Source organism: Halonotius pteroides, from assembly GCF_003605635.1.
Taxonomy (GTDB): Archaea; Halobacteriota; Halobacteria; order Halobacteriales; family Haloferacaceae; genus Halonotius; species Halonotius pteroides.
The window spans coordinates 29,295-40,883 of the sequence record NZ_QMDW01000022.1; the positions used below are offsets into that span (position 1 = coordinate 29,295).

The window sequence follows — 11,589 nt, forward strand, 5'->3', positions numbered from 1 at the left end:
TTTGCGTCGTTCGACTGAGCGGAGCGAAGTCGAGTCCGTGATTCTCTGAGCTGTGCTGTTCGACTGAGTAGCGCGACTCAGGCTCACACGCCGCCGATCGATGTCTATTGATCACTTAGCACAGTTGCCATCGCCTGTTTCGGCCTTCCTGTTGGTGAAATGGACGGATAGATCGATGAATTTTATACTTTGGGAGTCTACTATACAATCCATGCCTGCGGTGCCACAACTACTGTATGTAGATGATACTGCCGACACGGCAGCGTCCCGGGCTGAGACGCTTTCATCGGGCTACGAGTTTGAGGCCCATCCCGCCAGTGGCGTGGCTACCGCACAAGCAGCGCTTGAAAGCCACGACATCGATTGTGTCATCAGCGAGTTTCGCCTCGGCGACGATGACGGCCTCGATCTGCTATCGTACGTGCGCTCGGAACACGGCTCACTCCCGGTGATTCTCCTGATCGACGACGAACCCGAGGAGATCGCCCGCGACGCCTTCAACTCCGGTGCGACCGACCTCTTCCCCCGATCGATGATCGAACTCTCCTACGAGCCGCTGGTCGATCGGATCCGCGAGCTAACGACCGAGCCGGCAACGGTCACCGAGGAGATGCCGTCGGGGGCGGACGGCGGTAATGCCAACCCGGGCCCAACCGGGTCACCCTCGTCGATACCGACCGCCGCAGCCGCTACCACAGGTGAGACCGCGAGTGCTGAGACAACCGAGACGACAACGGCCACCGACACACCGGCTGGTGGGACAACGACTAACGACAATGCAGCCGACACAGCAGCCGGTGCGATGGCCCCTGAGGACACAACAACGGCAGCCACCAACGGCGCAAGCGACGATCTTGCTGTCTCCGATCTGGACATCGATCACCTCAGAGCACTCCCAAAAGAAGAGCTGATCACGCTGCTCGCCGAGATCATCGGCGATAGCGACGAGCCAGCGACCGAATCGGCTGCGGCGATGGCCGAAACCATCGATCCAACGGGTGGTACCGACACCCACGGAAACCCCCAGACGGCACCCCCCGAGACAGCCGGTGGCTCCGCCTCGACAACGAGTGAGCCAGCGATGACTGACGGCGCGGCAGCAACCGAGGAGCCGACACCCGAACCGGATACCGCGGCGACCCCTGAGCCAGACACTGCTACAGCGACCCCTGAATCAGCCCCAACCGACATCGAGTGGGAAGCCACCGATGGCTACCACCGCCCGCCGGGACTTGATCTCTCCCCGGGAACGACGGTTCTCGTGCAATGTGGCTCACAGGATGGCCGCAAACACGACGCCCGGGAGGATCTCCTCGGCGTGGCCGAACCAAGCGACCGCAACATCCTCCTGATCCAGTACCGGTCGATGAACACCGATCGGCTGGCCGCGATCGCTGAAGCCGCCCAGCGGGTCAAAGTCATCACCGTCGGCTGTTCGCAGACGGTGCCGAACGCCGTCAGCGACACTGTCGAGGTTGTTACCATTAACAACCCCAACGACGTGACACGGCTCGGCATCCTCTCAACGAAAACGCTAGACGACTGGCAGGCCCTCGATGGTGGAATCAGCGTTGCACTCGACCCCCTCGATGTACTGTTCCGGTACAAATCTGTTGAGGGCACCTTCCGATTTCTTCACATCTTCCTCGGCAAACTGAGTACCGGCGGCGCGGTCAGCTCCTTCTTTGTCAATCCTTCAGCCAGTAACCCACAGGATGTGAACACGCTCAAACCGCTGTTCGATCACATCCTAACGGTCGATTCTGCCGGCGTCGATCTGGAAGGCAACTGATCGGCGCACACCGCCGGCGAAAACGAGCGTGTCAGCAGCAACCGAGCGACGCGACTGGTCGACTATCGATGATTCATGACACCACCACACATCGTCGAAAACTGCCATACTGCGAGTCGATCATAACGCTTAACCGTAACTGTGGCATCATCTTTGGTAGCGGGATGGGATAGCCAGGAGATTCCGCCGGGCTCATAACCCGGAGACCGGTAGTTCAAATCTACTTCCCGCTACTTCTCACCACACGTTATCAACCGACTATCGTAGTCTGTTGTCTCACGGCGTTGCTGCTACGGGTTTCGAAGACCAAGTTAGACCAACAAAAACGCCGAGTGGGTCGACGATCCACTACCGCAACTGCTTCACCGGCGCGTAGCCACGAGCCTCAAGCTTCCGTTCGACACGTTCGGATTCGGCGTCCACAGCGGCTGCGGCAGGTGTCTGTTGTCGCTGGGCCTGTCGGCGGCAGCGTTCTTGGGTCATCCAGCGGGATTTCTCCTCGTCGGTCATAGCCGCCCAGTCGGGCGGCAGGTCGTAATCGTGTCTCATAGCGTCGTATGGGCAGTTGTATGGTACAGCGACACGTATATACGCCTTTTCGGTACTGATCATTCGTTGGCTGTCTAGTGTATTTTGAATTGATATCAGCTGTATCTCTGCATTTAAACGAAAGAAATAGCGTATTATTCGGCGTTTAAGACCGTTGTAATCAACCATTGAGAATTCACTGTGCGCTGAGAGACCTTGGCGTTTATATCCCCGTGGTGTCTACCGCCTGTGAGATACTATCATGGAATCAGATACTACTGACAGCCTCTCGACGCTGGGGCGAGTGTTGTTCGGTCTTGGCGTTGCCCTCCAAGCAACCGAGGACTTCCGCGAGATGGATGAGACGATCGAGTATGCCGACTCCGCTGACGTGCCGTTACCGGAGCTGTCGGCTCCGTTTGCCTCCGGGATGATGGTTGTCGGTGGGCTCGGGACAGCCCTCTGGCGGTTCCCGCGGCTGGCGACCGGCGCGGTGGCGACGTTTCTGGCGGTGGTGACGCCGACGATGCACGACTTCTGGAACGCTGAGCCTGACGACAAAAGCGGTGAGCGACTGGCCTTCTTCGGGAATCTCGCTATGTTCGGGGCGGCCCTGGCATTTCTTCGAGCGGCATACAACCGATAGCGACGTGTGGCCGTTGTGCCAACACTGTCGCTGTTGACAGCGGGCGCATCGAGCTAAATACATCATCGGCTGATCCGAAATATACAATACCATGTTCGATAATGGGTAAGTTATGAGTGAGGAGGTTGTCGCGGATTTCACCGGAAAGCTCCTCACCGAGGATATCGAGCAGCTCAAACCTGTCAAAGGACGTGTACTTCTCAACCGCGAACAGTTGGTGCTCGTAACAGGCGAGGGCAAAGAGACCATCTTTCTCTCGACGATCGTTAGCACAAACCCCGGGTCGGTCGCTGACAGCGTCTCACAGTTTCTTGCGGAAGCGATCGCGATCGCCTACGAGCGAAACGGAAATCGCCGGCAGGCGATCATCGGCGGTAGCCCGGAGACGATCGCCAAGTTTCGGACGCTGCTGTTCAAGCTCCTGATTGGCAAACAGACCGTTATCGCCAAACATCCCGCCAAACGCGGCGGTCGGGTGACCAACGCGCCGGCGAGAAAGATGCTTCTAGATCTTTCTGAGTCAGCGATCGAACTCAGCGCAGACGACACAACCGCCCGCATCAACGTCGAAGCTGTGATTGGGTTTGAACACGAACAACGGGAGTTGATGGATCGTGCTCGGCCGACATTGATCCTTGATCACGCCGCCGGCAGCACAACGCTGACGACCTATATTTCGCTCCTTAGCAAGCGGAAGCTCACCTTTCTGAGTCAGTTTGTCCGACTCAACTACAGCAAGGTGGTCGACGACGTACGACAGACCGAGGTCAGCGATACCGAAACCCAAGCCCTCATCTCACTGTACAGTGCCGGCGGCAATGCGTCGCTGGACGGGATCGTCACCGATGACGACACCGACACACAGACTGTCGCCACGCACCTGCTCGAAAAGGAGTTGGTCACAAAAAAGGAGGGCGTCCTCTATCTCACCTCTCGCGGTGAGATCGTCGTCACCGAACAACTGGAATCGGTCAACGAGTAACCCGGCTCACACCGCGTCACACACTCACATCGTGAACAGTTCGGTGTCGTCAGGCACCGAAAACAGCCCCATTCGAACGCCACAATCGAGCCAGCCGTAGCCGTAGGAAAACGCAGCCAAGGCGTTGACTGGGTCGTCAGCCGCCCGGAAGTGTCGCCCATCGCGCAGATACGATTCGGCCATCTCCTGACAGTCGGCGGCAGCCTCGCCACACGGCGTTCCGACCGGCGGCCGTATCGTCGCCGCCGCCAACGCATCAGCCAACATCTGCTCGTAGCGATCCGTTTTTTCATCAAGGTCAGCAGCCATATCCGCCGTCTCGCCGGCCAGTCGGAAAGCCGTTCGGCCGAGCGGCTGCCGTCACTCCGCGGCAGCCCGCTTCAGCACTAGCGGCGTCATAACCCCATCGAATGCGGCGATCCCATAGGCAACGAGCTGGACGGTTCCAGTAAGAAAAAAGTACGAGACAGCGGCGACGACGACCGCACCGGAGAGGCCGACACCCCATCGAAATATCGGGTTATGTAGCATAGCTCGTTGATCGGCTGTGAGACACAAAAGTCCGGCTATCGGTTCGACGCGCGTTTTACTGACGGTTTGTCACACACCTACAGCTCCTCGTCGGCCAACTCCTGTTCGGCGACGATCTCATATGGCGACAGCCCATCTCGGATCCCATCCAACAGCCGGAAGGCGTCATCCGGCGAGAGAAAGTGTCGGGTGACCGCTCGACCCATCTGGGTCGGTTCGAGTCCGTCGATGAACGCCCACTCAAGTAGCTTTCCGACCGCCCGTTTGGTGTCGATCTCACCAAGCATCCGGTCGTTGAGTCGCTTGGCTGATTCGCCGGCGACGGTGATGTTGGCCAGGGTTTCCTCGACGGCAGCGGCCTGATCGTAGACGTTTCGCACATCCTCCATCTCGCCTTTCAGGAGTTTGAACGCCACCTCGTCTTCGGTCATCTCCATGGAGTTGTGGTAGGTGCAGTCGGGTTCGATCAGCATGTAGACCGTCCCCTTGTCGTGGTAGTCGGGGCGGCCCGCCCGCCCGAGCATCTGGCTGAACTCCTGGACAGAGAGCCACTCGATCCCCATCGCCAACGAATCAAAGATCACTTGTGAGGCCGGGAAGTCGACGCCAGCAGCCAGCGCGGCGGTGGTAACGACCGCTGACAGGTCTTGATCGAGGAACTCGCCTTCGACCTGTTTGCGCTTTTTGTAGTCGAGGCCGGCGTGATACGGGGCGGAATCGTACCCCAGCTTTCGGCTGATCGAATGACAGCGTCGCCGCGAGTTGGTGAATATGATCGTCTGCCCGCGGTAGCCCTTCGAGGATTTCTGATCGAAGGCGCGTTTGACGAGCTTGTCCTCCAACCGAAGTTTCTCGCGCTCATCAGCAAAGGTGACGTGCCGTTCGATCGGGACGGGCCGTTCCTCGAACTCGATCAGCGTCGCACCGAGTCGCTTGGCCAGCCACTCAGGGTTGCCGACGGTCGCCGAGAGGTAGAGCCACTGCGCGCCGCGGTAGTCGTCCCGTGTGTCGGCCCGTTCCGCACAGTAGTATTTCAGCCGCGAGATGAGGCCATCGAGGCGGTGGCCGCGTTCCGGCTCTTTGAGGGTGTGCACCTCGTCGATGACGACGGTGCCGATGTCGCCGAGATTCTTGCCTGTCCGCAGGGCGTGGTCGATCCCTTCGTAGGTGCCGACGATCACATCCGCGCCGGGATCAAACCGCGTGCCGTCGTCGTTGATCCGGCTCGCGCCGACTCGGATCGTCACATCGAGACCGAGCTGCCCGTAGCGATCACGGAAATCCTCGTGTTTCTGATTGGCCAGCGCGACAAGTGGCACGAGAAACAGCATCGTCCCCTCGCCGTTCAGCGCGCGGTTGATCCCGGCGAGTTCGCCGATCAGCGTTTTGCCTGTCGCCGTCGCGCTGACGACGAGCTGGTCGTCGCCATTCGCTTGCGGGCGTTGCCCGCTCGCATGGTTCGCGGAACTCCGTTCCGCGTCATCGAACAGCCCGTTGCGCACTGAGAGACTTTGCACCGGCAGCAACTCGTCAAACCGGGATTCGATCATCGACTGTAGCTGCGGGTGAAGCCCGAGGTCGGCCGTCTGGACGGGATCAACGTCGTCGACGGTCGCGCTGATGGTGTCGAACTTCGTGAGATCGGGATCGAGTTCTCCCGACAGCAGATCGACGATCCGGTCGAGATCCTGCACCTCAAGCAGTAAGTCCTCCAGTCGTTTTTGCGCTTGGCCGGTGAACTGGCCTTTGTAGGCGAGTTCGCGCTCTAGCTCCTCGCGGGCACAGTCCGGACAGATATGCTCGCGGTCGGTTTTGATCGCGGTTTCCTCGGTGATCGGGGAGTACGCGCCGTCGTTGGCGCAGTACCGACAGGTGCGGACGACCTTCGCCGAGAGCTGGTAGCCATCAAGGAGTTCCTGGAGCTCTTGGCGACCCTCCGCGGAGGTTTGTTGAGAGATCCGGATGCGGGTCGCTGCCCGCGCGATATCGACAAACTCCTGGGGATCGCGGGGCTCGGCGGAACTTCCGGTCTTCGTGCGAAACTTCCCTGGTCGCGGGCCAGCATGCGTTTCCTTACACTCAAGCGTCCCGTGAAACACACGCTCGTTGTCACGGAGGGCGACAACGCGGTAGCTATCGCCGTCTGCATGCAGAAACAACGTCTCGACGGCGGCGGCCTGCTGGGACACGATCAGTAAGTACGACAGCGGCCTATTTGAGCGGTTCGCTTGCCATCCGAAACCGGCGTCGCGGCGAAAGCCAGCTTAATACCCACAGCGGACAACTATCAGCTATGCGTGGGCTTCGCCTTGGACGGCTCTTCGGAATCCCCGTTCAACTCAACTGGACGTTTCTGCTGATTCTCCCGATCTTTGCGTGGATTATCGGCTCCGACATCGTCCGGCTGACTGGACTTGTCAACGACCTCCTTGGGAGTGCGATCGCCAGCGATCCCCTCACCGTCGGGCTGACGCCGTGGCTGCTCGGCACAGCCGCCGCCGGTGGCCTCTTTGGTGGCGTGTTACTCCATGAGTTCGGCCACTCGCTGATGGCGATGCGGTACGATGTCGAGATCGACTCGATTACCCTCTGGCTGCTTGGCGGCGTCGCCAGCTTCAAAGCGATCCCCGAAGACTGGCACCAGGAGTTCACCATCGCCATCGCCGGCCCTATTGTCAGCGTGCTGCTCGGCGGCATCGCTTTTGTCGTCTTTCAGACGCTGCCGACGGCCCTCGATCCGGTTCGCTTCGTCGTTGGCTACCTCGCGTTGATGAACGTCGGTCTCGCGGTGTTCAACATGCTGCCGGGGTTCCCGATGGATGGCGGCCGAGTGCTACGCGCGCTGTTGGCCCGCAATCGCCCGCACGCCCGAGCGACACAGCTTGCCTCCGAGGTCGGCAAGACCTTCGCGTTTGTACTCGGCCTGTTTGGGCTGTTTGCGTTCAGCCCACTGATGATCCTGCTGGCCTTCTTTATTTACATGGCCGCCTCCGGCGAGGCCCAGCAGTCGGTGCTGAAATCGGCGTTCCAGGGTGTCACCGTCGGTGATATCATGACAGCACGCCAGGAACTGCTCGTTGTCGACCCGGAGACGACGATCAGCGATCTGTTGACGCGGATGTTGACCGAACGTCACACCGGCTACCCCGTCGTCGACAGCCGCGAGGAGCTGATCGGTATGGTCACATTAGATCACGCCCGCTCGATCACGGAGGTCGAACGCGACGCCTACACCGTCGGCGATGTGATGGAACGCGATATCACGGCCATCGCCCCGACCGCCGACGCCTTCACCGCCCTGCAGGCGATGCAGGAACACGGTGTCGGCCGGCTGCCCGTCGTCGACGAGGCGGGGAATCTCATCGGCATCGTCTCAAAGACGGATCTGATGACCGCCTTCGACGTCATTCAGAGCCGCGAGGATGCGACCTCGGTGATCGGTGGCTCGTCGGGTGCTGACATCCCCTCACTCAGGTAGGTGGAACTCGTCGACAACGGTAGTTTTTCCCCACTGCATAGCTGAGTGAAGCGTATGCTTACTGTCGTGTCAGACACCCACAGTGTCCACGGCCACGAACTGACGGGCCGGACGCTGCAGGCTGTTCGGGAGGCTGACCTTGTCGTCCACGCCGGCGACCTCATGCGGGCGGCGGTACTCGACGCCTTCGAGGCCGAAGCCAAAACCCTCCGTGCGGTCTACGGTAACAACGATGACAGCGAAATCCGCGATCGGCTCCCAGAGACCCGTACCGTCGAATACGAGGGATTCCGGTTTGCGGTCACCCATCGCGTTGGCGGCGGCCCCACGGAACTCACGCTGTTCGGCCGCGAACGCGACGCCGACGCTGTGATCTACGGCCACAGCCACAACCCCGGGGTCGACACGGGCGGCGAGGTGCCCCTCATCAACCCCGGCAGCCACGCCCAACCCCGCGGCTATCGAAAAGCTCACGCGGAACTGGAACCGACCGACGACGGCCTATCAGGGCGGCTTGTCACCCCCAACAACTACGTGATCGATTCGTTCACGCTATCTGAATAGCCCCCGACCGAAACGTCTTTGCGGCATGCCGGCGGTGAGAAAATCATGACTGTCGCCGAGCTTCTCACCGATCCCGTGTTGTTGGGGATCCTCGCGGTGTTGCTAGCGTTCGTCTTTTTCGGCTATCTTCTCATGCGGCGTACCGTCCTCGGACTCCGAGAGGGCTATCGTGATGGCCAACGACGGGAGTAATGTGGCCAAGACACACCACCGGAGCATTCCATGATCGGCGTTGAAACGCTGGCAACGTTTGCGGTCGCCGCGGCGGCCAGTCTGTTTATGGCATGGGCGATCGGGGCGGGCTCGTCGGGATCGACACCGTTTGCCCCCGCAGTCGGCGCGAATGCCATCTCCGTTCTCCGGGCGGGCCTGATCGTCGGCGTGCTTGGGTTTTCTGGGGCGGTACTGCAGGGGGCCAACGTCACCGAGGCCGTCGGGGGAGAACTCATAATCGGTGAGCCACTGACCGCCGTGGCCGCGATCGTCGGCCTACTGACCGCGGCGGTTCTCGTCGCCCTCGGCGTCTTCGCGGGGTATCCGATCGCCACCGCCTTCACCGTCACCGGCGCGGTCGTCGGTGTCGGGTTGGCGATGGGCGGTGCACCCGCCTGGGGGAAGTACACCGAAATCCTCACGCTGTGGACGCTAACACCCTTTGTCGGTGGCGGGATCGCGTATGCGATCGCCCGGCTCATCCGCGGGGATCGCTTCGACGAGGATCGCCTCATCGCTGGGCTGGCCGGCGTCGTCGGCGCGCTGATCGCCAACATCGGCTTTACGTTCCTCGGGCCGGCGGGCGAACAGGGCTCGATCGCCGGCACCCTTGGCGCGACGACCGGGCTTTCGACGACCGCCGGTGTTGTCGTTGCCACACTCGGCGTCGCGCTCACCGCGATGGCAACGCTGTGGCTCGCACTGAACCGGGATCGGGCGGCCGGCCAGCGGCGCTTCCTCCTGTTTTTGGGTGGCCTGGTCGCCTTCTCGGCGGGCGGGAGTCAGGTCGGCTTAGCGATCGGACCGCTGGTGCCACTGCTCGGGAGTGGCATCAATATTCCGCTGTGGGCCGTCCTTGTCGGCGGGGGATTTGGCCTTTTGCTCGGCTCCTGGACCGGCGCGCCACGGATGATCAAAGCCATCTCACAGGACTACTCCTCGCTTGGGCCGCGGCGGTCGATCGCGGCGTTGATCCCGTCGTTTGCGATCGCCCAAACCGCGGTTTACTTTGGCATCCCGGTGTCGTTCAACGAGATCATCGTCTCCGCGATCGTCGGCAGCGGGCTGGCCGCCGGCAACGCCGGGGTGAGCCGCGATAAGATGTTGTATACGGTGTTGGCGTGGGTCGGCTCGCTGGTCTCGGCGTTCGTCATCGGCTATGTCGTGTACACTGCTGTCCAACTTGTCCTCTAACCCGCCGCTTGGCTGTTGCTCCCGAATGTCGTCCGCAAAACGGCTCTCAACATAGACGGCTACTCCGTCAGCTCAGGCTCGTTGTCGCGTTCGGTTTTCGGATACTCCTCGGTGACGGTGAGTTGGGCTTTCAGGATGCGCGTGCTGTCGACCTCCTCGATCTCGATGACGACGCCGTCGTACTCGAAGGTCTCGCCCTCTTCGACGAGTCGGCCGGCGCGGTTGAAGACGAAGCCGGCCAGCGTTTCGAACTCCTCGCCCTCCGGAAGGTCGATGTCGAGTACCTCGTTGACCTCGTGGATGTTGACCTCGCCGCGGACGACGGTTGTCTGCTCGTCGATCCGGGTAAACGGCTCACTTTCGTCGCTTTCGAGGATGTCGCCGACGATCTCCTCAACCATATCTTCCAGCGTAATGATCCCCTCGGTCGTCCCGAACTCATCAAGGACGACAACCATCTGGAGGCGGTTTTCCTGCATCTCAGCCAGTAGGTCGTCGACGTTTTTCGATTCGGGAACGTGTAAGGTCGGCTGAACGATATCTGTGAGATCGCTTTTACCCTCGCTGTACTGGTGTTCACGCACCAGATCGCGGACATTGACGACGCCGATGATGTTGTCGAGGTTGCCGTCATAGACGGGGACACGGACGTGGTCGTGGCCGATACAGGCCTCGATGGCCTCCTCGATGGTGGCCCCCTGTGAGACGGCGGTCACGTCGAGCCGCGGCGTCATCACCTCCTTGGCGATGGTGTTGTTGAACGTGAAGATGCGTTCGAGCATCTCGCGTTCTTCCTCGTCGATGACGCCCTCGCGTTCACCGGTTTCGATGATGTCCTTGATCTCATCGCGGGTGACGTACGGCGATTCGATCGCCGAGGAGCTGCCCATCGCCTTGTTGACGATTCGCGTGAGCTTGTCGAAGACGATGATCAGCGGAAAAAGCAGATACTCCGAGAGCTTGAGCGCGCGGGCGATCTGGAGCGCCCACGACTCGGTGTTCTCGACCGCGTAGGACTTTGGCGCGCTCTCACCGAACAACAGAACAACGGCAGTGATCCCGAACGTCGCCGCCACCACAGCCTGCCCCTGCGAGAGGTAGATGCCGAACAACGCCGTCGCAATCGAGGACATGGCAATGTTGACGATGTTGTTGCCGACGAGGATCGTCACCAACAGCCGGTGTGGGTCTTCTTTAAGCCCCTTGACCGTCTCAGCGTTGGGAATCCCCTCCTCGACCATCGACTCGATGCGGTGTTGCGGAAGCGAAAAGAAGGCGATCTCGGAGGACGAAAAGAACGCCGAGAGGCCGATCAGCAGGACGATAGCGGTGATCCCGAGGCCGGTGATCGCCGTCTTGCTGAGGGCCGGCAGCTGGAGCAGCCCGCTGGCGAGAGACACGCCTACAAGTGATAAGCCCATTGTCAGTGACCGTTCCTCCGCCCCGGAATTAAGCGTTGTCCTCGGTACATGTTCTCTTATCAGGATTAATCCAGCTGTCCGCATGCGGTGATTTTCGAGACACCACCTAAGTCAGCGAGGGAGTCCCGGCCTTCAGGCCGTCACCAGAACTGCGTTCTGGTTGCCCGCCAGACGCAGTCTGGCGACCGGGCGGGAATCGCGCCATGAGAACTAATCAACCGACACACTCAATGCTGACCA

The 11,589-nt window shown here is 60.7% G+C and carries 12 protein-coding genes and 1 tRNA gene; 8 read left to right on the top strand and 5 right to left on the bottom strand.

Translation table 11 applies throughout. The features are described 5' to 3' along the window. Nucleotides 1–211: 211 nt before the first annotated feature. Both DP106_RS12515 and DP106_RS12520 read left to right on the top strand, forming a co-directional pair. Nucleotides 212–1,792, top strand: a complete 1,581-nt coding sequence (locus DP106_RS12515) for a response regulator (RefSeq protein WP_165857890.1) — start codon at nt 212–214, stop codon at nt 1,790–1,792. Between the two features lie 158 nt (nt 1,793–1,950). Beyond that, nucleotides 1,951–2,025 (top strand) — tRNA-Met (locus DP106_RS12520). Between the two features lie 115 nt (nt 2,026–2,140). Here DP106_RS12520 and DP106_RS12525 read toward each other — a convergent pair. Beyond that, on the bottom strand, nt 2,141–2,302 hold the full coding sequence (locus DP106_RS12525; protein WP_165857887.1) for a hypothetical protein: 162 nt from the start codon (nt 2,300–2,302) through the stop codon (nt 2,141–2,143). Nucleotides 2,303–2,582: 280 nt separating this feature from the next. Between DP106_RS12525 and DP106_RS12530 the strand changes: the two genes are divergently transcribed. Next, a complete protein-coding gene (locus tag DP106_RS12530; RefSeq protein WP_120085791.1) occupies nt 2,583–2,966 on the top strand; it encodes a DoxX family protein in 384 nt (127 codons plus the stop codon). Nucleotides 2,967–3,078: 112 nt separating this feature from the next. After that, nucleotides 3,079–3,948 carry a CheF family chemotaxis protein gene (locus DP106_RS12535; RefSeq protein ID WP_120085793.1) on the top strand — a complete coding sequence of 290 codons (870 nt, stop codon included), beginning with the start codon at nt 3,079–3,081 and terminating at the stop codon, nt 3,946–3,948. A gap of 24 nt (nt 3,949–3,972) precedes the next feature. Here DP106_RS12535 and DP106_RS12540 read toward each other — a convergent pair whose 3' ends face one another. The 3 genes from DP106_RS12540 to DP106_RS12545 form a co-directional block, all read right to left on the bottom strand. Continuing rightward, on the bottom strand, nt 3,973–4,257 hold the full coding sequence (locus tag DP106_RS12540; protein WP_120085795.1) for a DUF357 domain-containing protein: 285 nt from the start codon (nt 4,255–4,257) through the stop codon (nt 3,973–3,975). 51 nt (nt 4,258–4,308) lie between these two features. Continuing rightward, the gene (locus tag DP106_RS15925) at nt 4,309–4,479 is read right to left on the bottom strand and encodes a hypothetical protein (protein WP_165857891.1); all 171 of its coding nucleotides are present in this window, start codon (nt 4,477–4,479) and stop codon (nt 4,309–4,311) included. Nucleotides 4,480–4,556: 77 nt separating this feature from the next. Continuing rightward, entirely contained in the window at nt 4,557–6,668 is a 2,112-nt protein-coding gene (locus tag DP106_RS12545) for a DEAD/DEAH box helicase (protein ID WP_120085797.1), read from the bottom strand. Between the two features lie 104 nt (nt 6,669–6,772). On the opposite strand from DP106_RS12545, the gene DP106_RS12550 reads away from it, so the two are divergent. The 4 genes from DP106_RS12550 to DP106_RS12560 are packed head-to-tail and all read left to right on the top strand — an operon-like array spanning nt 6,773 to nt 9,928. Beyond that, nucleotides 6,773–7,957, top strand: coding sequence for a CBS domain-containing protein (locus DP106_RS12550; protein ID WP_120085799.1), 1,185 nt, complete (start codon nt 6,773–6,775; stop codon nt 7,955–7,957). Between the two features lie 54 nt (nt 7,958–8,011). Next, on the top strand, nt 8,012–8,521 hold the full coding sequence (locus DP106_RS12555; protein WP_120085801.1) for a metallophosphoesterase: 510 nt from the start codon (nt 8,012–8,014) through the stop codon (nt 8,519–8,521). Nucleotides 8,522–8,566: 45 nt separating this feature from the next. Continuing rightward, nucleotides 8,567–8,713, top strand: a complete 147-nt coding sequence (locus DP106_RS15930) for a DUF7859 family protein (protein WP_165857892.1) — start codon at nt 8,567–8,569, stop codon at nt 8,711–8,713. A 33-nt stretch (nt 8,714–8,746) separates the two neighbouring features. Beyond that, complete coding sequence (locus DP106_RS12560; RefSeq protein ID WP_120085808.1) at nt 8,747–9,928, top strand: inorganic phosphate transporter; 1,182 nt, start codon at nt 8,747–8,749, stop codon at nt 9,926–9,928. A 59-nt stretch (nt 9,929–9,987) separates the two neighbouring features. Here the strand turns inward: DP106_RS12560 and DP106_RS12565 are convergent, their stop codons facing one another. Beyond that, nucleotides 9,988–11,349: a hemolysin family protein gene (locus DP106_RS12565; protein WP_120085803.1), complete on the bottom strand. Its 1,362-nt coding sequence runs from the start codon at nt 11,347–11,349 to the stop codon at nt 9,988–9,990. Nucleotides 11,350–11,589: the final 240 nt, after the last annotated feature.